General features: G+C 56.8%; 15 protein-coding genes and 1 pseudogene. 10 read left to right on the forward strand and 6 right to left on the reverse strand.

The features are described from left to right. Positions 1-31: 31 nt before the first annotated feature. Both bshA and KYK14_RS16870 read right to left on the reverse strand, forming a co-directional pair. The gene (gene bshA, locus KYK14_RS16865) at positions 32-1,168 is read right to left on the reverse strand and encodes an N-acetyl-alpha-D-glucosaminyl L-malate synthase BshA (RefSeq protein ID WP_219160458.1); all 1,137 of its coding nucleotides are present in this window, start codon (positions 1,166-1,168) and stop codon (positions 32-34) included. 184 nt (positions 1,169-1,352) lie between these two features. Next, positions 1,353-4,313 (reverse strand): serine hydrolase domain-containing protein, encoded by a 2,961-nt coding sequence (locus tag KYK14_RS16870; RefSeq protein ID WP_219160460.1) that lies wholly within the window; start codon positions 4,311-4,313, stop codon positions 1,353-1,355. A 271-nt stretch (positions 4,314-4,584) separates the two neighbouring features. Here KYK14_RS16870 and mutL point away from each other — a divergent pair, with 271 nt between their 5' ends. The 3 genes from mutL to KYK14_RS16885 all read left to right on the forward strand — a co-directional run bounded on the left by mutL (position 4,585) and on the right by KYK14_RS16885 (position 8,516). After that, complete coding sequence (gene mutL / locus KYK14_RS16875; RefSeq protein ID WP_219160462.1) at positions 4,585-6,591, forward strand: DNA mismatch repair endonuclease MutL; 2,007 nt, start codon at positions 4,585-4,587, stop codon at positions 6,589-6,591. 149 nt (positions 6,592-6,740) lie between these two features. Further along, on the forward strand, positions 6,741-7,520 hold the full coding sequence (locus KYK14_RS16880; RefSeq protein WP_185282769.1) for a rhomboid family intramembrane serine protease: 780 nt from the start codon (positions 6,741-6,743) through the stop codon (positions 7,518-7,520). 105 nt (positions 7,521-7,625) lie between these two features. Continuing rightward, on the forward strand, positions 7,626-8,516 hold the full coding sequence (locus KYK14_RS16885) for a rhomboid family intramembrane serine protease (protein ID WP_219160464.1): 891 nt from the start codon (positions 7,626-7,628) through the stop codon (positions 8,514-8,516). A gap of 248 nt (positions 8,517-8,764) precedes the next feature. On the opposite strand, the gene KYK14_RS16890 is transcribed toward KYK14_RS16885, so the two are convergent. From KYK14_RS16890 to KYK14_RS16905, 4 genes are all read right to left on the reverse strand, one after another. Beyond that, on the reverse strand, positions 8,765-9,790 hold the full coding sequence (locus tag KYK14_RS16890) for an aldo/keto reductase (protein WP_219160466.1): 1,026 nt from the start codon (positions 9,788-9,790) through the stop codon (positions 8,765-8,767). A 180-nt stretch (positions 9,791-9,970) separates the two neighbouring features. After that, positions 9,971-10,912 carry a malate dehydrogenase gene (mdh, locus tag KYK14_RS16895; RefSeq protein ID WP_219160468.1) on the reverse strand — a complete coding sequence of 314 codons (942 nt, stop codon included), beginning with the start codon at positions 10,910-10,912 and terminating at the stop codon, positions 9,971-9,973. A gap of 144 nt (positions 10,913-11,056) precedes the next feature. Further along, entirely contained in the window at positions 11,057-12,385 is a 1,329-nt protein-coding gene (tilS, locus tag KYK14_RS16900) for a tRNA lysidine(34) synthetase TilS (protein WP_219160474.1), read from the reverse strand. Positions 12,386-12,448: 63 nt separating this feature from the next. Beyond that, positions 12,449-12,988 carry an AAA family ATPase gene (locus KYK14_RS16905; RefSeq protein WP_219160476.1) on the reverse strand — a complete coding sequence of 180 codons (540 nt, stop codon included), beginning with the start codon at positions 12,986-12,988 and terminating at the stop codon, positions 12,449-12,451. 89 nt (positions 12,989-13,077) lie between these two features. On the opposite strand from KYK14_RS16905, the gene KYK14_RS16910 reads away from it, so the two are divergent. From KYK14_RS16910 to recN, 7 genes and pseudogenes are all read left to right on the forward strand, one after another. Continuing rightward, positions 13,078-14,835, forward strand: a complete 1,758-nt coding sequence (locus KYK14_RS16910; RefSeq protein WP_219160478.1) for an OstA-like protein — start codon at positions 13,078-13,080, stop codon at positions 14,833-14,835. Between the two features lie 68 nt (positions 14,836-14,903). Continuing rightward, positions 14,904-15,746 carry an outer membrane protein assembly factor BamD gene (locus tag KYK14_RS16915; protein ID WP_219160480.1) on the forward strand — a complete coding sequence of 281 codons (843 nt, stop codon included), beginning with the start codon at positions 14,904-14,906 and terminating at the stop codon, positions 15,744-15,746. A 49-nt stretch (positions 15,747-15,795) separates the two neighbouring features. After that, positions 15,796-16,140 carry a DNA-directed RNA polymerase subunit omega gene (locus KYK14_RS16920; RefSeq protein ID WP_185282775.1) on the forward strand — a complete coding sequence of 115 codons (345 nt, stop codon included), beginning with the start codon at positions 15,796-15,798 and terminating at the stop codon, positions 16,138-16,140. A gap of 14 nt (positions 16,141-16,154) precedes the next feature. Beyond that, positions 16,155-16,697, forward strand: a pseudogene (locus KYK14_RS16925) (flavoprotein); the annotation flags it as partial. 266 nt (positions 16,698-16,963) lie between these two features. Beyond that, complete coding sequence (locus KYK14_RS16930; RefSeq protein ID WP_219160484.1) at positions 16,964-17,614, forward strand: phosphopantothenoylcysteine decarboxylase; 651 nt, start codon at positions 16,964-16,966, stop codon at positions 17,612-17,614. Further along, positions 17,598-18,524, forward strand: a complete 927-nt coding sequence (gene porD / locus KYK14_RS16935) for a type IX secretion system protein PorD (RefSeq protein ID WP_219160486.1) — start codon at positions 17,598-17,600, stop codon at positions 18,522-18,524. The genes KYK14_RS16930 and porD overlap by 17 nt, the downstream gene beginning before the upstream one ends. Before the next feature lie 233 nt (positions 18,525-18,757). Then, on the forward strand, positions 18,758-20,431 hold the full coding sequence (gene recN / locus KYK14_RS16940) for a DNA repair protein RecN (RefSeq protein WP_219160488.1): 1,674 nt from the start codon (positions 18,758-18,760) through the stop codon (positions 20,429-20,431). The last annotated feature ends 172 nt before the right edge of the window (positions 20,432-20,603 follow it).

The following is a 20,603-nucleotide window of genomic DNA, read 5'->3' on the forward strand; positions in this document are numbered from 1 at the left end:
ACGGTCTACGGTTCTTGTTCGGCTCCCTACCCTACACCGAAGCCAGTTGGGCTTTGATGGCGCGGCGGTAGCAATCCTCGTACAGCGGCACAATTTTGCCTACCTCAAACTCCTCGGCGCGGCCCAGGGCGGCGGCTTTAAAGCGGGGTAAGTTTTCGTCTTGTAGGATAAACAGCGCGTTCTTCACCATATCGTCTACGTCACCGATTTCGCTGACGGTGCCGGTCACGCCGTTGATGTTCAGCTCGGGAATGCCGCCGGCGTTGGTGCTCAGCACGGGCACTTCGCAGGCCATAGCTTCTAAAGCAGCCAGCCCGAAACTCTCTTTTTCGGAGGGCATCAGGAACAGGTCCGTCACGCTCAGGACTTCCTCTACGGCTTCGAGCTTGCCCAGGAAACGCACGTCCTGGTGGTGCTCTAGCTCCCGCACAATTTTCTCGATGCGTGGGCGGTCGGGGCCGTCGCCTACCAGCAGTAGCTTGGCCGGGATTTGCTCGCGCACACCGGCAAAGATGCGCACCACGTCCTCCACGCGCTTCACCGAGCGGAAGTTGGACGTGTGCGTCAGCATCCGCTCGCCGTTGGGCGCAATGGCCGCCCGGAAGTGCTCCTTGTTTTGTTTCTTGAAGCGCTCCAAGTTGATGAAGTTCGGAATCACCTCAATGTCCTTCTCGATGGCGAAATACTCGTACGTCTCGCGCCGCAGATCGGCCGAAACGGCCGTCACGCCGTCGCTCTGGTTGATGCTGAACGTAACCACCGGCTCGTAGCTGGCATCTTTGCCTACTAGCGTAATATCGGTGCCATGCAGGGTAGTGACGACGGGCACCCGGATGCCGCGGGTGAGCAGAATTTGCTTGGCCATATAAGCCGCCGAAGCGTGCGGAATAGCGTAGTGCACGTGCAGCACGTCCAGGTTTTCGTTCTGCACAATGTCTACCATCTTGCTCGCCAGCGCTAGCTCGTAGGGCGGAAACTGAAACAGGGGGTAGGGCGGAATGTATACCTCGTGGTAGAACAGATTCTCGTTGAAAAAATCGAGGCGTACGGGCTGGCTATAGGTGATGAAGTGCACCTTGTGGCCCTTCAGGGCTAGGGCTTTGCCTAGTTCGGTGGCAACAACGCCAGAACCGCCAAAGGTGGGATAACAAACAATGCCGATGTTCATGAAAGTAGGGCGGGCAGAGGCGCAGAAAGTGCGCGGATGGTGGAAGGGGAGTCAGAAGAATAGAAACCGGGGACGCTGCAAGGTTGCAGATACAGCAAGCAAAACCGGCGGCCTACCACCTGAAACTAGGTGCCGGGCCGCCGGTGGCGGAGCTACTCAGAAGAAAATGCAATCAGCCAACAGCTCATGTCTTTTGCAGTGCTTTGTAGATAACGTCGTGAATACGCGTGCGAATGTTGTACTGCACCAGTTTGCGGTTGCTGGCGTCGGGGTACACGCGGTTAGAAAGAAAGATGTAGACGATTTTGTTTTCGGGATCAAGCCACACGCAGGTGCCCGTGAAGCCCGTGTGCCCAAACGTGCTGGCCGGCGACAGGTTCGAGGTAGGCCCCGATTCCTTCTCGGGCGTGCCTTTGTCCCAGCCCAGCGCCCGACGGTTGCCGGCCACGCCACTGGTGCGCACAAAGTCTGTGACTACCGGCGTGCGGAAATAGTGTGCGCCGCCGTAGTTGCCATTCTGCAAGTCCATCTGCATTAGAATAGCCAGGTCGTTGGCATTCGAAAACAAGCCCGCATGCCCCGCAATGCCGCCCACCAGCGCTGCCGATTGGTCGTGCACGTTGCCTTGCAATAGGCTGTGACGGTAGTAATTATCGTTTTCAGTAGGCGCGATGCACGATTTGGGGAAGCGGTTGAGCGGGTTGTACGTCATCGACCCCAACCCCAGCGGCTTGTAAAAGGTAGCGTCCAGAAAATCCTCGATGGGCTGCTTTAAAATCCGCTCGCACAAGTGCTTCATAATGATGAAGCTCAGGTCACTATACTCTACTGGGTACTTACCCTTCACCTTGGGCAGCAACGACGAGTTGATGGTCCAGGCCCACACCGAGTCGGCGGCGGTTTTCACGCTGTACAGCTCGGGCGTTACCTCGTTGGGGTACTGCGCCGTGCTGGTGGTGGCGTAATAAGCAGGCTTGGGGCCAGCGCTGGTCACAGTTTTTTCCCAGGTGGCAATACCTGGTTTCAGGCCGGCTTGGTGCAGCAGCACGTCGCGCACCAGCATGTCGCGCTTGTTGCTGTTGCGCAGCTCGGGTAGGTAGGTCGAGAGCTTGGCATCAAGGTCGAGCTTGCCTTGGTCCTTCAGGTACATCACCGCCTGCAAGGTGCCGGCTACTTTGGTTACGGAGGCCAGGTCGTAGAGCGTGCTGTTGCTCACGGGGTGCTCCTTGTCGTAGGTGTAGTAACCGTAGCTTTTGTCGAACACTACGGCACCGTTCTTGGCTACCAGCACCTGGCAGCCAGGGGCGGCGGCGTAAGCCACGGTTTCAAGGGCAATGTTATCGATCTGAGCCATCACCTTCGAGTCGAGGCCTTCGCTTTCGGGGGTAGCGTAGCGCAGGCGGCGCAGGTCGGGGGTAGGCAGCCCTACACCCGCCTTCAGGGTAGGCGACACCGTAACGGGCAGCTGCCCCTTGGCCGGCAACGCCCCAAAGAGCACCTGCGGCACCACTAGTTGCGAGGCGTAATTATCCTCGTAGCCGCACACCAGCGTACGGGCGTCTTCCAGAAATTTCAGCGAGTAGGCATTGCCCATAGCCACTACCACCACCTTCAGGCGTGGGTTGGCTTGCAGGCGCTTAATAAACTTCAGGGTGCCGTCGCCCAGCCCATAGTTGTGGGCGGGCGTGTTGTTCATATTATGCAGGCTCACCACCACCGTGTTATAGGGCGTGAGGCGCGTGAGTATTCGCTCGAAAGTAGAGTCGGGCGCGTAGCGGTTGCTGATGGCGTATACCGGCCCCGGCTGGTACTTGTTCATCGTCTCGCCGAAGGTGCTGCCCGGCTTCGTGCCGATGGTGATGGTAGCGATGCGCAGGGTGTCTAGGCGCTGAAAGGGTAGGAGGTCGTCCTGATTTTTGGCTACCGTAGTGGCGTGTTCGTAAATCTGCTGCTGCACGGTGCGGGCCGCGGGGCGGTCCAGGTTCTGCATCAGGTTGGGCACGTCCACGGGCTGGTAGCGGTTGAGGCCGGCCCAGAACTTGGCCCGCAGAATCTTACGTATCCGCTGGTCGATGTCTTCCTGCTGAATCTTGCCCGTCGTTACGGCCTCCTTGATCTTTTGCAGGGCCACGGGCACGTCTTCCGAGAACAGCAGCACATCGTTGCCGGCCACCAGGGCCATGGCATCTACCTCGCCGGGCTTGTAGTAGCTGGTTACGCCCTTCATGTTGAGCGCATCCGTGAACACCAAGCCCTTGTAGTTCATTTTCTGCTTCAGCAAGCCCGTCACCAAATTAGGCGAAAGGGTAGCCGAAAGCGTGCGTACCGTATCAAACAGCGGCATATACAGGTGCCCTACCATCACGCCCATCACGCCCCGCTCAAAAGCCTTTTGAAAGGGGTAGAGGTCTACATTGGTGAGGCGGGCCATGTCGGTATTGATAACCGGCAGGGCCACGTGCGAGTCCGTATCCGTGTCGCCGTGGCCGGGGAAGTGCTTGGCCACAGCCATTACGCCGTGGTCCTGCAACCCGCTGATATAGGCTAAGCCTGCCCTAGCCACCCGGTCTTTGTCTTCCCCAAACGAACGGTTGCCAATGACTGGGTTCAGAGGGTTCGAGTTCACGTCAATCACCGGCGAGAAGCTTACCTGCACACCCAACGTTTTGAGCATCAGGGCGATTTCGCGGCCCATCTGGTACACGTACCGGTCATCGTCCATAGCGCCCAGGGTCATTTCCTTGGCAAAGTGCATGGTGGAGTCGAGGCGCATATCTAGGCCCCATTCGGCATCGAGGGCAATGAGCAGGGGTACTTTGGCTTCGGCTTGGTAGCGGTTGGTGAGGATGGCCTGCCGGCGCGGACCGCCCTGCAAAAACATTAGGCCGCCCACGTTGTAGTTCTTCACCAGGGCATCAATGCCCTGCACATGGCGGCGGTCTTTATTGGAGTAAGCGGCCACCATAAACAACTGGCCCAGGCGCTGATCGGGGGTGAGTGAGTTGAACACGCTATCCACCCAGTTTTGCTCGGCTAGGGAGGTAGGGGCGGCTTCGCGGGCCGTGCGCGGGGCAGCCGCTGAAATCATCAGACCAATAAGCGCCACGAAAACCAGCAGAAGTCGAATGCGAAAATCCTTGAGCATGGGCGCCGTGGGGTGCGTCTGAAACAGGCGTAAAGTTGAAACCGAGCGGAAATAGCCCTACTTTTGTTATCCGTCCGGACCAGCCAAACAGGCTTTTTTGGGGCCAGTTGCGTGCTGCTCAAGCTGCTGCAAAAAGCCGCGGTAGTCCGCTAGGGTAACGAAAGTTGACTACAAACTTACGGATAATTTCGCCGTGCCGGTTGTGGTCAAGAGCATGCCCATCTTCTTTTTAACTCGCAAACTCTTCTTCCCGCCCCGCGGTTTCTGAGGAATGGCAGATATCATCCAGTTGCTTCCCGAATACCTGGCCAACCAGATTGCCGCCGGCGAGGTGGTGCAGCGTCCGGCCTCGGTGGTAAAGGAACTGCTCGAAAACGCCGTGGACGCCGGCGCCACGCAAGTACAGCTCATCATTAAAGACGCCGGCAAACAGCTGGTGCAGGTAGTAGACAATGGCCTGGGGATGTCGCCCACCGATGCGCGCATGAGTCTGGAGCGACACGCTACCAGCAAAATCCGCTCTACGGAAGACCTATTTAAGATTCGGACGCTGGGCTTCCGGGGCGAGGCGCTGGCGAGTATTGCGGCCGTATCGCAGTTGGAGTTGCGTACCAAGCCGCGCCAGCAGGAAACCGGCACGCTCTTGCTGGTAGAAGGCTCCAGTATCAGCAGCCAGCAGCCCGTGGCCTGCCCCGATGGAACCAGCATCAGCGTGAAAAACCTGTTTTTCAACGTGCCTGCGCGACGCAACTTCCTCAAAAGCAACGCTGTGGAGATGCGCCATATTCTGGACGAGTTTCAGCACGTGGCGCTGGCTAATCCGCAGATTGGGTTTTCGCTGCACCAGAATGAGCTGGAGGTGTTCAACCTGCCGGCCGGCAAACTCAGCCAGCGCATCGTGGCGCTGCTGGGTAATGGCTATAAAGAGCAACTGGCGCAGGTGGAGGAGGTGACGCCCTTTCTGGCTGTGCGCGGCTACATCGGCAAGCCAGCGTCGGCCAAGAAGAGTAGGGGCGACCAATTTTTCTTCGTCAACAATCGCTTCATTCGCTCGGCCTACCTCAACCACGCCGTGCTGGCCGCCTACGAGGGTCTGCTCCCCCGCGACACCCACCCGTTCTACGTGCTGTTTCTGGAGCTGGACCCCAAGGCCATTGACATCAACGTGCACCCCACCAAGACGGAAATCAAGTTTGAGGACGAAAAGACCGTGTATGCCATCGTGCGTTCGGCGGTGAAGCAATCGTTGGGGATTCACAACATGGCGCCGTCGTTGGATTTTGAGGGCGACGTGAACTTCGCGCCCATCCAGCCCTTGCGCATGTCGCCGGCTACCCCCAGCACGCCCAACCGTTTCGACGACGCCCGCCGCCCCGATGCGCTGGCCGCTGCCGCCAGCGACGCCGCTAGTCAGGTGCGCCAGTCGACTTCCAAAACCGACAAAACAACCGACTACGAGCGGCCCCTACCCCCGCGCCCAACCGAGCAGGCCAAACGTGACTTGGAGGACTTTTATAAGTCGTTAGGCCAACTTTCGGCAGCCGATTTGGAGGGTGAGGCCCCTGTAGCACCCAAGCCCAGAACGGGGGGTAGTGCAGCTTCTCCCGACATGGCTAATTTTCTGGCGGCTATGCCACCCAAAGCACCGGCCCAGCCGCCCGTGGAGGCCAATCCCGAGCTGCCCCTGCGCGAAACCGCCAACGGCCCCGGCAACCGTGTGCTGCAAGTACACCAGCAGTATTTGTTGGTGCCCGTGAAATCGGGGGTGATGCTGATTGACCAGGTAGCGGCCCGCGAGCGGATTTTGTTTGAGCAGTATGCCCAAGCGTTGGAGCGCGAGGGCGGTGCGTCACAGACGCTGCTGTTTCCGCGCACCGTCACGTTTTCGCCTCAGGATTTTGCGGTGCTGCGCGAGGTGACCGACGCCCTGCACGCACTGGGCTTCCGCTTCACGGAGTTCGGCAAGTTTACGGTGGCCGTGGAGGGCATTCCGGCCGACGTGCCCGCCCGCGACGAGCAGGCCCTGCTGGAAGGCCTCATCGAGCAGTTCCGGACCCACGCCGGCCCCGTGAAGCTCGACCGGCGTGAGCAAGTAGCGCGCGCCCTGGCGCGCCGCGTAGCCAGCAGTGCCGCCACCGCCCGCCTTTCCGACCTGGAGATGAACGCCCTGGCCGACCGCCTCTTCGCCTGCCAGGTACCCGGCTACACACCCGACGGCCGCCGCACGCTGGTGCTGCTGGAACTCAACCAGATTCAGGACTTTTTCCGTAAGCCGTGAGGCAATACATGAAAAGTAGTGTCATCCTGAGCTTGCGAAGGACCTTATCACGGTAGAACAACAGGCGTACCAACGACTCGTTCTCGCGTGATAAGGTCCTTCGCAAGCTCAGGATGACAGACGATTTATCACTTCTCTACCCCCTTTAGATGTTCAATCTCACCCCGGCTGTCCGGAATATTCTGCTAATCAACGTACTGGTGTTTGTGGCGCAGCAGGTGCTCGGTGACCAGACGATTATGCTGGCGCTATTTCCGGTAGGCTCGCCCAATTATCAGCCGTGGCAGTTCCTGACCTACATGTTTATGCACGGCGGGTTCATGCACATTCTGTTCAACATGTTCGCGCTCATTAGCTTCGGGCCATTGTTGGAGATGCAGTGGGGTGCCAACCGCTTCCTGACGTTCTGGCTGATCTGTGGGGTAGGGGCCGGCGTGCTGTACTCCGGCGTGCGCTACTACGAGCTGGACAAGATGAATCAGGCGCGGATGGAATTCCGCCAAGATCCTAGCTCCGGCAACTACGCCGACTTCTTCCGCACCTACCTTCCCGAAGCAGAGGGCTACCGGGAAAACGCTCGTATTTTACAAGAGAGTCCTACTCCTGCCAATATTGCGCAGGCTACCGAAAACGTAGATGGGATTTACAACCAAAGTTTCAACGTGCCTATGTTGGGCGCCTCGGGGGCGGTTTTTGGGATTTTGATGGCGTTTGCCTACTTGTTCCCGAATACTGAGTTGATGCTGTTGTTCATTCCGTTTCCAATAAAGGCCAAATACATGGTGTTCGGTTACGCAGCCTTCGAGCTAATCCAGGGCGTATACCGTGTGCCGGGCGACACAGTGGCACACTTTGCCCACTTGGGCGGAATGTTGATAGGCTTCATTGTGTTGAAAATCTGGGAAAGAAGCCGCGGTCAGTTTTATTAACGCAAACGCAACAGCATAAGCTTTGGCCGACTTCGTACGTTTACCCAACGCTGCATACCTTACATGGCCACCGGCCGGGTTCGGCGCTTCTGCTTTTTCTTCTCTATGAGCATTTATAACGACATCCGGACTGCTTTCAACCGCCGCGACAACTCGCTGAATCAGTTGCTGCTGATCAATGTGTTGGTGTTTGTGGTCCTGCAACTGATTCGGGTAGTGATGTGGCTGAGCGGGCTGCCGTATTATAGCAGCGTTATCGAGCAGCTGGCCCTACCCTCCAATCTCTCGTGGTTGGCCTACCGCCCCTGGACGGTCCTGACATATGCCTTTGTGCACGAGGGCTTTCTGCACATTCTGTTCAACCTGCTGAATCTGTACTGGTTCGGGGCACTGATTCGGGAATATTTGGGTGAGCGGAAGGTGACGAGTCTCTATATTTTGGGGGCACTAGCCGGCGCGGCGCTGTTTCTGCTTGGATACAATGTCATTCCCAAACTTCAGCAGCTAGGGCCAACTATTGTGCTGGGTGCCTCGGGTGCCGTGGTAGCCATTGTAGTAGCCGCCGCCACGCTGCTACCCAACTACGAGTTCAACTTGATTCTAATTGGTCCGGTACGTATCAAATACATTGCGGCAGTGCTGGTGCTGATTGCCCTTTTTGGCCTCGACGGTGGCAATACCGGCGGCGAAATGGCGCACATTGGCGGGGCCATTTTAGGCTTCACCTTTATTAAACAGCTGCAAGCCGGCCGCGATATGGGCCGCCCCATCCTCGCCATCGGCGACTGGGTAGGGGGCTTGTTCTCGGGCCGTCCTAGCTTGCGCGTGTCGCACCGCAACCGCGCCACGGTGCCGCCTACCGCCAAGGCCCGCAAAGGCCCGGCCCAGCCCGAAGCTGAGGACATCGACTCCATCCTGGACAAGATTTCGCGCTCCGGCTACGAAAGCCTCTCGAAAGAAGAAAAGCAGAAGCTGTTTCGGGCCAGTCAGCAGTAAAGCAGATTGCAGATACAACAGTTGGGCCGACCAGAACACGTGTGAAAACGTGCTTTGGTCGGCCCAACTGTTTGAATGGCGATACTGTGTCAGGCCTAGAGGCTATTTAAGTTAACTAATGAACTGTATAGAGACGCATACTTGCGTCTCGTCGTCTGCGCCATCAAAGCGACCTTCGTTCAACGACGAGACGCAAGTATGCGTCTCTACACCGGCATAGCACTCTTTTAGCTAATGCAAACAGCTTCTTAGAGCGCCGAGGCCCCGAGCATAGGGAACAGGCGCTGGTGCCAGTAGGGGTAGGTAGGCGTGGTGTCGCTCACGGCGTCAAGGCGTGCTACTTGCTCTGGCGTGAGGTTCCAGCCGGTAGCGGCTAGGTTCTGGCGCAGCTGCTGCTCGTTGCGAGCCCCCACTACGAGGTTCACGATGGTGGGGCGCTGCAACAGCCAGTTGAGGGCGACCTGAGCCACGGTTTTTTCGGTTTCGGCTGCTACCTCATCCAACACGTCCACAATGGCAAACAGGCGCTCATCGGGCACCTGCGGACCTTGGCCGCCGCCCTGGGCCAAGCGGCTGCTCTCGGGCATGGGCTGACCGCGGCGGATTTTACCGCTCAGGAGTCCCGCCGACAAGGGGCTCCACACAAGGGTTCCTACCCCCTGGTCGATACCCAGCGGCATCAGCTCCCATTCAAATTCGCGGTGGAGCAGCGAGTAGTACACCTGGTGCCCTACGTAGCGCGCCCACCCATGCCGCTCCGATACGGACAGCGACTTCATCAAATGCCAGCCCGAGAAGTTGGAGCAGGCAATGTAGCGGACTTTGCCGCTCTGCACCAGCGTATCGAGCGTACGCAGGGTTTCGTCTACCGGCGTGTGGGCGTCGAAGCCGTGCATGTGGTATATGTCGATGTAGTCGGTGCCGAGGCGGCGGAGTGAGTCTTCGCAGGCACGCACCAAGTGCTGACGCGAGGAGCCGTAATCCTGCGGGCCTTCGCCCATTGGGAAAGTGGCTTTGGTGGAAATCAGCGTCTCGTGGCGGCGGCCTTCCAGCACCTTGCCCAAAATTTCTTCCGCCGCGCCCTGCGAGTACACGTTGGCCGTGTCGAACAGGTTGGCGCCGGCTTCCAGGCAAATATCAACGAGCTTCCGGGCTTCTTCTACCTGCGTATTGCCCCAGGATTTAAAGAATTCGGTGCTTCCTCCGAAGGTAGCCGTGCCAAAGCTCAAGACCGGAATGCGCAGACCCGAAGCGCCTAACTGACGGTGTTCCATAAATGTGCAAGAATATAGGATGAGAAATACCGCATCTAGCGGCCGCCATTCAGGTGGCGTATTGCCCAGAACAACCAACCGGCTAGGCCGAAGTTTTGGTTGATGACCTCAGCAACAAAAACAACGAGCCGCCCTGCATACGCAGAGCGGCCCGTTATTGGGGTGGTGTGCCGAATACTGTTAGGCGTTAGCCTGGCTCATCTTATCCAGCGCGTCCATTACTTCTTTCACGTGGCCGCGGGAGGTTTCCAGCAGGGCTTTTTCCTCGTCGTTGAGTTGTAGCTCAATCACTTTCTCGATGCCGTTTTTGCCGAGAATAACTGGCGCGCCCAGGTATACACCGTCGATGCCGTACTCGCCTTCCAGCTTGATGCACACCGGGAACACGCGGCGCTGGTCGCGCACAATAGCTTCTACCATCTGAGCTGCCGCTGCGCCGGGCGCGTACCAGGCCGAAGTGCCCATAAGCTTCACCAGCTCGCCGCCGCCCTTGGCCGTGCGGTCTACGATGGCGTCAAGAGTCTCTTTATCTAGTAGTTCCGTAACGGGAATGCCGCCTACCGTGGTGTAGCGGGGTAGGGGTACCATCGTGTCGCCGTGGCCGCCCATCAGCACCGCCTGAATATCCTTCGGACTCACATTCAACGCTTCGGCCAGGAAAGCGCGGTAGCGGGCCGTGTCTAGGATGCCGGCCATGCCGAACACCTTCGTGCGGTCTTTGCCGGAGGTGAGGTGGGCCTGGTAGGTCATCACGTCGAGCGGGTTGCTCACGATGATGATGATGGCGTTGGGCGAGTATTTCACTACCTGCTCCGTCACCGATTTCACGATGCCGGCGTTGGTCGAAATCAGGTCGTCGCGGCTCATGCCGGGCTTGCGGGGTAGGCCGGAGGTAATTACCACCACGTCGGAGTCGGCGGTGCGCGAGTAGTCGCCGGTTACACCCACAGTGCGGGTATCGTAGCCAATAATGGGGGCTTTCTGCCAGATATCAAGCGCCTTGCCTTCAGCGAAGCCTTCCTTGATATCAACCAGTACTACTTCGTTGGCAATTTCGCGGGTGGCAAGTACATCGGCGCAGGTTGCGCCCACGTTGCCAGCCCCAACTACAGTAACTTTCATCAGTGAATACGTTGAGTGGGTAGGAAATGCGATACGCGTAAATGTAACCGAAAACCCCGAAGGCTGCGCAGTAACGACAGATATTGGCCGAAATCGTGTTGCGTTTCGGCAACGTCAGCAACGATGAGCGCGTGCAACGCGCCCCTACATCCGCTGCACGGCCAGCACGCTCTGGGTTTCCTCCGTCACCTTGAACCGGTCGTCGGGACGCAGGCCTATTACCCAGGCAATTTTGCCGTCGCCGGATACCAGCACGCGCACGTCGTCTTTCAGGTTCAGCGGAATTTTCTGGTCGATGAGGAAATCCGAGAGCTTCTTTTTGCCTTTCATGCCGATAGGCATAAACCAGTCGCCCTCTTGCCAGCGGCGCACCACGAGCGGAAACTTCAGCTTATCCGCATCCAGGGCTGCCTGGTTTTTGGCGCGGGGTAGGGCAAAGTCCTCGGCCTCGTGCAGCACCAGCCGCAGGTGCAGCCCGTCGATTTTCAGTGTTTCCTGTCCGGCTGCAATCTGTTGCGTGCCAAAGTTGCCCAGGTTGCGGCGCGTAATCACTAGTTGCTCGCGGTCCTTCACTAGGCGGTGGGTAGGCGAGTCGAATTGCCGGCCTGGCTCGGCGCCGAACGCCGCCACAATATCTTTCACCACGAGGTAGGAAAACCCAAACGGCCGCAGCAGCTCGTGCAGCACTAGCGCCGTGGCCGCCGTTTTCCGCAGCGTGTCGATACGCAGGTAGGTTACCTCATTTTCGGTGTGCTGGGCTTCAGCGGCCGTGTCTTGCACGTAGCGACGCACAATTTCCTCGGCGCCGCCTACCCGCTCGGCGGTAATTTGCAAGGTTTGGTCGAGGTTGGGGTTGATATCGCGCAGCACCGGCAGCACCTCCTGGCGCAGGCGGTTGCGCTGGTACACGGGCGAGTCGTTGCTGGCGTCTTCGCGCCAGATCAGGCGGTTTTCTACCAGGTAGTCGAACAAAGCGGGCTTATCGATGGGTAGGAGGGGACGCACCACGTAGCCACTTTTGGCCGGAATGCCGTGCAAGCCCGCCAGGCCCGTGCCGTGCGTGAGGTTGAGCAGCATGGTTTCGGCGGCGTCGCGCTGGTGGTGAGCCGTGGCGATGCAGGCGTATCCCTCTCGCTGCCGCACCTGCTCAAACCATGCGTAACGCAGGGCGCGGGCGGCCATCTGCGTCGAAATGCCTTCCTGCTGGGCAAAAGTCTTGGTCTGGAAGAATTCTGCGAAGTAGGGCGCTTCGTACTGCTTGGCCAGCTTGCGCACAAACTGCTCGTCGGCGTCGGCCTCGTCGCCGCGCAGGCCGAAGTGGCAGTGCGCCACGGCCAGCGGCACGCCCAGGCGGTGCAGCACATCTAGCAGCACCACCGAGTCCTGTCCGCCGCTCACGGCTACGAGTATGGTATCGGCTGTGAGAGAGAAAAGGTCGTTATCGTCTATGAATTGGCGAACCTGGTCGAGCATGGGAGAAAAGGAAAAATAGCCGCGCACGGCTACGGAATAAGGTTAAAAGGTAGAAACAAGACCTTACGTGACGGGTAGTTTCTGCATGACACGAACCATACGCTCCGCCACTGATAAATCACCTCGTAATTCCAATACGGGACAGGGTAGGGCCGCCAGCCAAGCAGTTTGCGCTGCTAAGGTTCGGCCGTGTGCAGACCCATCGTCATAGCCCGCAGCCCAATTCAGAAACTCTTCCGATTGCATTTGGCGGACTGGATCAGTGCTGATAGCGTCGCCGTAACGGTCTTGCTCCCGTTGCTGTAGCCTAGCTAAACGTATGGCGGGTGGCAACCACAGAAAAACTGCTAAATCGAATAAGGACTGCCACTCTGGCCCCCAACTAATCAGAGAACCACCCACTATCCATGCAGAGTGTTGGGATAGGTCTGCCTTCAGCATTTGATTGCGGATAGGAGCAGGTCTTCTTATAGTGAAAGGCGGTTCGGAGGGTTCCCAGTAATAAGTGTCTGCATCAAAAAAAGGAACGTTCAATTCGGAGGATAGCGCTTCGCCTAGCGTGGTGACACCCGAGCCAGATGCGCCGGTAAGAAGAATTTGCATACGAGTATGACTATGCTTCTGATGGATGAGTCTGCACTATTCTGCAAAGATGACCGTTAGCAACCGACCTTCCGTACCTTTGCGCCGAAATGTCGTTCCCGAAATCCGTTTTTCTCTTTTTTCTGCTGTTGGCGCCCCTTTTTAGCTGGGCGCAACGCCCGGCAACACCGGCTGCCAAGCCCGTTACTACCGGCAAGAACCCGCCCGTAGAGCTGCTAGGTACCGATGAGTTTGTGGGCGGCGAGTTCAACGGCGTTAAAATCCGTAAGCTGCTGGGTAACGTACGCTTCAAGCAGGGCACCACGTTGCTATTTTGCGATTCGGCTTACCAGTATCTCGAGCGCAATACCATAGATGCGTTCAGCAACGTGCGCATCGTGCAGAATGACACCGTAACCATCACCGGCGACAAAGGTTTCTACGACGGCAACGCCCGCACGGCTCGCATGACCGGCAACGTGGTGATGCGCGACCCGCGCATGACACTCACCACCAGCCTGCTAGACTACGACTTAACTAAAAATCTGGCTTACTACAGCACCGGCGGCCACCTCCAAGACCCCGAAAACACGCTCGATAGTCAGTTTGGCTATTACAACACGGACAGTAAAGTGTTCAGCTTTCGGCGCAACGTGCACGTGGTCACGAAAAGCAACGAGATACGCAGCGACACCTTGCAGTACAATACCCTATCGAAGGTGGTGTACTTCTTTGGTCCTACCCGCATCATCGATAAGTTGAACCGCACGCTCTATGCCGAAAACGGTACGTACAATACTCTGACGAAAGTAGCTGACTTTCAGAAGAATGCTAAAATAGAAACGCCCGATTACCTGCTGGGCGGCGATAAGCTGGTGTACGACGAAAACACTAGCTACGGCATTGCCACTGGCCACGTCTCGATGACCTCCAAAAAGGACAACCTCGTGATTCGGGGTGATGTGGGGCGCTACTGGCGGGCGCTGGGCAAAGCCAAGGTGTACGGCTCACCCGTGATGCGCAATATCTCCGGCAAGGACACGCTCTACGTAGCGGGTGATACGCTGATCAGCGTGGAAGGTAGGCCAGCCCCGCCGCCGCCACCCAAGCCTAAACCCGGCATTCGTTTTCAAACCACAGCGCCGCTGCCGCCTACTCAAAAGCAGCTCAATGCTAGTGTGTTGTATGTCTACCCCAGGGCCAAGATCTTCCGTAACGACTTGCAAGGCGCCTGCGACTCGCTGACCTACGACCGGCAGGATTCGGTTATCTACCTCAACAAGAAACCTATTCTGTGGCAGGAGCAAAACCAGCTCACCTCCGATAGTATGGAAATCAGGCTGCGCAACGGCAAAATTGACCAGATGCGCCTGTATGCCAATGCGTTCAGTATTGCCGAAGACACCCTGCTGAACTATAATCAAGTGAAGGGCCGCAACATGGTGGCCTACTTTGCGGACAGCAAACTGAAAAAAATTACGGTGCTTGGCAACGCCGAGAGCCTCTACTTTGCTCTTGATGGTGATACCGCCCTCACGGGCATGAACAAAGCGGTAGGTGCCTCCATGGCCCTGCGCTTCACGGAAGGTAAAAAAGCTCCCAAAGTCACCTACTACACCAACCCCGATGCTAGTTTCATTCCGCCCCACGAGCTAAAAGACGAAGACCGCAAGCTGAAAGGCTTTCAGTGGCGCGCCACGGAACGGCCTACCCGCCAGCAAGTGTTAGGGCGGCAGTTCGGGAAGCCTGCCAAGCCCAAAGTAAAAGCGAAGCCCAAATCTAAGAAACAGAAAACTGCGCCGAAGGCCCGGCCCGTTGCTCCAAACCGTAAAGCGCCGGTAGCCACCGGCAAGCCAGCTTCCCGGTAAGTATCTCGCCCTGTGCTGCCTTTGATTCGGGCGGCTAATCCGTTATCTTTGCGTTCTTCATGCTATCCATGTCTTTGTTTCGCCCCACTGCCTTCTTTGTTCTGCTTCTGAGCGCTTTGCTGCTCGGCTCGTGCAGCGGCTACCAAAAGCTGCTCAAGAGCAACGACGTGAACAAAAAATACGAAGCCGCCATCAAGTACTACAACGAGGGTGACTACTTCAAGGCCGGCACGCTGCTGGAAGAACTGCAACCCCTACTGAAAGGCCGCCCCGAGGCAGAAAAGGCTCAATTCTACTTCGCCAATACGAACTTCAAGCAGAGCAACTACGTGCTGAGCGCGTATTACTTCAAGTCGTTCTACGAAACATACCCCAACTCGCAGTACGCCGAGGAGGCTATGTTTTTGCATGCCAAGTCGCTGTTTCGTGACTCGCCTGAGTACGAGCTGGACCAGACCAACACGCTGTCGGCCAACGAGAGCATCCAGGAATTCCTGAACCGCTACCCCGAAAGCACATTCCGCCCCGAGGTGGAAAATATGTCGCAGGAGTTGCAGAAGAAGCTGGAAAACAAAGCGTTTCAGGGCGCTAAGTTGTATCAGCAGTTGCGCTATTACCAATCGGCGGTGGTGGCGTTGGGCAACTTTCAACAGCAGTACCCCGGTTCGGTATATAGTGAGGATGCAGCTTACCTAAAGCTGGAATCACAGTTCAACCTGGCTAAGGAAAGCGTAGAGGACAAACAGCGTGAGCGATATTTGGAAGCTGTAGCCTTCTATAAGCAGTTCATCGACGCCTACCCCAACAGCCGCAACCTCAAGAGCGCCGAGAACATGTATGACTTCGCGCAAAAAGAGCTGGTTCGGCTGAAACCCACCGAGAAAACGGCGGCTTCAGCTTCCACCAACTAGGCAGCGCCTACCCCAAAAGAAATTTTCCAGATTCTGAAGATACCTGCATATGAAAGTTCCGAATAACGTTTCCCCCTCCATCGTGACGCGCAACATGTCGGAGTTCGCGCAAGACACCGGCAACGTGTACGAGTCTATTGCTATCATCTCGAAGCGTGCCAACCAACTGTCGGTGAAGCTGAAAGAAGAGTTAAACGGCAAGCTGGCTGAATTTGCTACCACGGTTGACAACCTCGAAGAAGTGTTCGAAAACCGCGAGCAGATTGAGATTTCCAAGCATTACGAGCGTTTGCCTAAGCCTACTAACCTCGCTATCGAGGAGTTTTTGGAAGGCAAGGTATATTTCCGCACGCCGGAAGTTGACAACGACGGCAACCTGCTCGAAAACGAGTAGTTGTCTCCCCGCACATGGCACTGCATAACCGTAAGATTCTGCTGGGCGTGTGCGGGAGTATTGCCGCGTATAAATCGGCCGCACTAGTGCGGCTGCTTGTGAAAGCCGGGGCCGAAGTGCAGGTAATTCTGACTGCTTCGGCCTCGGCTTTTGTGACGCCGCTCACCCTGGGTACGCTCTCCAAGAAGCCAGTATTACAGGGCTTTCTGAAAGATGAACGGGCCGGCGAGTGGCACAACCATGTGCACCTGGGCCTGTGGGCCGATGTGCTGCTGGTAGCCCCAGCCTCGGCCAACACTATCGGCCATTTTGCCCATGGCCTCTGCGACTCGCTGCTGGATGCTACCTACCTCTCAGCCCGCTGCCCCGTGTTTCTGGCCCCCGCCATGGACCTGGATATGTACCAGCACCCAGCTGTAACAGCCAACTTAACGGCGTTGCGTAGCTACGGCAACCACGTACTCGACTCGCCCAGCGGCGAACTAGCTAGCGGCCTTTCCGGCCCCGGCCGCATGCTGGAGCCCGAAGAAATTGTAGCGGAGCTAGAACGGTTTTTCGGGTAAGAGGGGGTAGTTGTTTGCTCTATCATCCTGAGCTTGCGAAGGACCTTCTCACGTTGGAGCACATTCGGAGTCAGTGTATAGGTTCGTTATATTGTTGCGTCTCACCCTCGGCTCCCTTTCCAAAAGAGAAGGAGCCAATCGACAAGGACTGTACGTTAACTCTGGAATGATTTGGGGACGAGTTATTCTAGTGTGATAAGGTCCTTCGCTCCGCTCAGGATGACAGAGAGAATTCATAATTTTTAATTCATAATTTTTAATTGAATATCCTGCTCACTGCCGGCCCTACCTACGAACCGATGGACCCTGTGCGGTTTATCGGCAACCGCTCGACGGGCAAGATGGGCTACGCGCTGGCTGACGCTTTTGCAGCAGCTGGGCACACCGTTACGCTAGTGAGTGGTCCCACGGCCCTGCCTGTGCCTACCCACCCAGCCATCCAGACGGTGCGAGTAGAAACCGCTGCGCAGATGTATGCCGCCGCCGCCGAGGCCGCACCCACAGCGCAGATCTGGGTGTTTGCGGCTGCCGTGGCCGACTACCGTCCCGCCGAGGTAGCCCCCGAAAAAATCAAGAAAGCCGGTGATACGCTCATGCTCACGCTGATCAAAAACGTGGATATTGCGGCTACACTGGGAGAAACCAAGCGCGCTGAACAATTTTCGGTGGGTTTTGCGTTGGAAACCAATAACGAGCAGGTGCACGCGCTGGAAAAGCTTCGCCACAAAAACTTTGATGTGGTGGTGCTCAACTCCCTACGCGATGCCGGGGCTGGTTTCGGCCACGATACCAACAAAGTAACCCTGCTCACGGCCGATGGCGTGGTCACGACGTCGGACTTACTACCTAAATCTGCCGTGGCGCAGGATATTGTTCAGTTTGTGCTTGCCCGATATGCTCAATACGCGTAAACTACTGTCGCTGTATTTGTTGTTGGTTGCTTGCCTGTGCACATCGGTAGCACAGGCACAGGAGCTGCTAGCTGATGTGCGCGTGACGACGGAAAACGTTACGGTATCGGATCAGCAAATCGTGCTGCAAATGCAGAACGACATCCAGAACTTCCTCAATACCCGCGCCTGGACCAACCAGACCTATCGACCAGAGGAAAAAATCCGGTGTAAGTTTTTCGTGGGACTAACGGGGATTCCGCAGACGGGCACCTACACGGCCACCGTGCGCATTATTACCACGCGCCCTGTGTACGGCACCGGTTACGAAACCAACGTTATGTCGATTTCCGACCGGGGGTGGCTGTTCAACTACTCCCCTCAAAATCCACTGGATTTCTCGGAAAACACCTTTGTAGGCAATCTATCGTCGCTGCTGAGCTTCTACGCTTACATCGTCATCGGCATGGATCAGGACAGCTTTGCCCGTTTGGGCGGTACGCCTTACTACGACCGAGCCCGCAATATCCTGTTGGCGGCCGCGTCGCAGACGGTCACCAACGAGTCGGATGGCGGATGGAAGGATGGGGAGCCACGCAACCGTTACTGGCTGCTCACGAACCTGCAAGATCCTCAGCTTGAGGCATTCCGTACGGGTTCATACGCCTACTACCGGCAGGGTATGGACGTCTTTATCGAGAAGACCCAGGACGCCCGCGCCAGTATTCTAACGGCATTGACTGGTATTCAAGCAGCTGTGTTGCGGCGACCAGGCACGTTGGTTGCTCGTTCCTTCTTCGATACGAAATCCGACGAAATCGCCAATATTTTTCGTACCAGCCAAGATCCGCAGCAGAAGCAGCAGGTAGTGAATATGCTCGGTGAAATCGACCCAACGAATACGGCCAAGTATCAGGCTATACTGCGGTAGGCGGAACGCCATTTCTCCTTTCTACTGCGCAGACTATTCGAAACGATGGGTAAGGGGCTGAGTTAAAATCCGTATTTTCTACTAAAAAATTTGGTGGAGTCTTGTAAGTCGCCCGCAATCAGCTAATTTTATTAGCCGATTGCGGGCTTTTGCATGAAAAAGCCTGGTTGAACGCTGCTGGTTGAGCTGCTGATAGCCCGACTGGCCCACCTTTCCAGCTTCTATCTACTGCCATGTTAGTTGATCTACGCATTAAAAATTACGCTCTGATTGAGCAACTGCAGCTACAGCCTTCGGCCCTGCTGAATATTATTACTGGCGAAACAGGCGCCGGCAAATCCATCATGCTGGGGGCCATTGGGTTGCTGCTCGGTAACCGCGCCGATTCCAAAATGCTCTTTGATACGGCTAAAAAGTGCGTGATTGAAGGGCATTTTGACATCAGCGGCTATCAGTTGCAGGATATTTTTGAGGCGGAAGACCTTGACTATGATGCTCAGTGCATCCTGCGCCGCGAGATTAGTCCAGCCGGCAAATCGCGGGCGTTTGTGAACGATACGCCGGTGACGCTGGATGCTCTTCGCAAAATCGGGGCAAACCTGATGGACATTCACTCCCAGCACGATACGCTGCTGCTTGGCGACGCGGTGTTTCAACTCAACCTGCTAGACTTGTACGCCGGCCTGGTGCCTACCCGCGCTCAGTACGGCACCGCTTACCGCCAGTACCGCAAGCTGGAAGCCGACCTCAAAAGCGTGGAAAGCCAGGTGGCACAGGCTAATAAAGAGCTGGATTACAACAGTTTCTTGTTGAATGAGCTGGAAGAAGCCCGCCTCGATACAGAAGACCAAGAGGCAATGGAGCAAGAAATAAAACAGCTGGAGCACGCCGAGGAAATCAAGTTCAAGCTGACGCAGGCCTTGCAGGCCCTCACCGAAAGCGAGTACTGCGCCACCGGCAGCATGAAGGAAGCTGCCAGCCTACTCGGCCAAGTTTCAACCTACGCCGACGCGTTCAAAGACCTGAAAGTACGCCTCGATAGCTGCCTAATTGAGCTGCACGACATTGCCGACGAGGTAGAAACCGCCGAACGCCGCACCGAGGGCGACCCGGCCCGCATCGACGAGCTGCAAGGCCGCCTTACTACTCTCTACAATTTGCAGCGCAAGCACCAGGTGCGCGACCTGCCAGGACTGTTAGAGGTGCGCGAAGAATTGCGCGAAAAAGTAGGTTCGGTGCTGAATCTGGATAGGGAAATTAGCCGTCTGCGCAGGGATACCGAAGGGGCACTAGCCACTGTAACGCGCCGGGGGGCTCAACTCTCAGAACAGCGCCAGCGCAGCTTCCCCAAGTTTCAGAAGGAGCTGGCTTCTCTACTTGCCGATCTGGGTATGCCCAACTCGCGCATTGTGGTGCAGTACAGCGTGGGCCAGCCCACCACCAGCGGTATCGACGTGGTAAGCATTCTGTTCACGGCTAACAAAGGTGCCCAACCCCAAACGCTGAGCAAAGCCGCATCGGGCGGTGAATTCTCGCGGTTGATGCTGTGCATCAAGTACATGCTGGCCGATAAAACGGCCCTGCCCACAATCGTATTCGACGAAATCGATACGGGTATTAGCGGAGAAATTGCGGTGAAGGTAGGGCGCATGATGCAGCAAATGGCCAAGAAGCACCAGCTGATTGCCATTTCGCACCTGCCGCAAATGGCTGCCGCCGGCGACTCGCACTACTTCGTGTACAAGGAAGACCGCGCCGACCGTACCATCAGCCGCATCCGGGAGCTAACCTTGCAGGAACGCATCCGCGAAATCGCGCAGATGATTTCCGGCGCCAACCCCAGCGAATACGCCTTCCAAAGCGCCCGCGAGCTGCTGGCCATGCGCGGCGAGGAATTGGTAGGGTAGGCGGTGGACTGGTGAAGTCTTGAACGTCATGCTGAGCCTGTCGAAGCATCTCTACTGATAGTAGTTAATTACTCACGGTAGAGATGCTTCGACAGGCTCAGCATGACGTTCTTATTTTTTTTACCTCCTTTGTACTCTGAATCCTCATACTACCCAACTTCACCTCATGCCT

It is taken from the genome of Hymenobacter profundi (assembly GCF_019334315.1).
Classification (GTDB): domain Bacteria; phylum Bacteroidota; class Bacteroidia; order Cytophagales; family Hymenobacteraceae; genus Hymenobacter; species Hymenobacter profundi.

What these genes read in the sequence shown, in the direction of transcription:
- KYK14_RS16905 (WP_219160476.1), bottom strand. Translation starts at nt 12,988, where the DNA reads ATGCAAATTCTTCTTACCGGCGCATCTGGCTCGGGTGTCACCACGCTA.
- tilS (WP_219160474.1), bottom strand. Translation starts at nt 12,385, where the DNA reads ATGCTCGACCAGGTTCGCCAATTCATAGACGATAACGACCTTTTCTCT.
- recN (WP_219160488.1), top strand. Translation starts at nt 18,758, where the DNA reads ATGTTAGTTGATCTACGCATTAAAAATTACGCTCTGATTGAGCAACTG.
- KYK14_RS16885 (WP_219160464.1), top strand. Translation starts at nt 7,626, where the DNA reads ATGAGCATTTATAACGACATCCGGACTGCTTTCAACCGCCGCGACAAC.
- KYK14_RS16910 (WP_219160478.1), top strand. Translation starts at nt 13,078, where the DNA reads ATGTCGTTCCCGAAATCCGTTTTTCTCTTTTTTCTGCTGTTGGCGCCC.
- mutL (WP_219160462.1), top strand. Translation starts at nt 4,585, where the DNA reads ATGGCAGATATCATCCAGTTGCTTCCCGAATACCTGGCCAACCAGATT.
- porD (WP_219160486.1), top strand. Translation starts at nt 17,598, where the DNA reads ATGCTCAATACGCGTAAACTACTGTCGCTGTATTTGTTGTTGGTTGCT.
- KYK14_RS16880 (WP_185282769.1), top strand. Translation starts at nt 6,741, where the DNA reads ATGTTCAATCTCACCCCGGCTGTCCGGAATATTCTGCTAATCAACGTA.
- KYK14_RS16920 (WP_185282775.1), top strand. Translation starts at nt 15,796, where the DNA reads ATGAAAGTTCCGAATAACGTTTCCCCCTCCATCGTGACGCGCAACATG.
- KYK14_RS16915 (WP_219160480.1), top strand. Translation starts at nt 14,904, where the DNA reads ATGTCTTTGTTTCGCCCCACTGCCTTCTTTGTTCTGCTTCTGAGCGCT.
- KYK14_RS16870 (WP_219160460.1), bottom strand. Translation starts at nt 4,313, where the DNA reads ATGCTCAAGGATTTTCGCATTCGACTTCTGCTGGTTTTCGTGGCGCTT.
- KYK14_RS16890 (WP_219160466.1), bottom strand. Translation starts at nt 9,790, where the DNA reads ATGGAACACCGTCAGTTAGGCGCTTCGGGTCTGCGCATTCCGGTCTTG.
- mdh (WP_219160468.1), bottom strand. Translation starts at nt 10,912, where the DNA reads ATGAAAGTTACTGTAGTTGGGGCTGGCAACGTGGGCGCAACCTGCGCC.
- bshA (WP_219160458.1), bottom strand. Translation starts at nt 1,168, where the DNA reads ATGAACATCGGCATTGTTTGTTATCCCACCTTTGGCGGTTCTGGCGTT.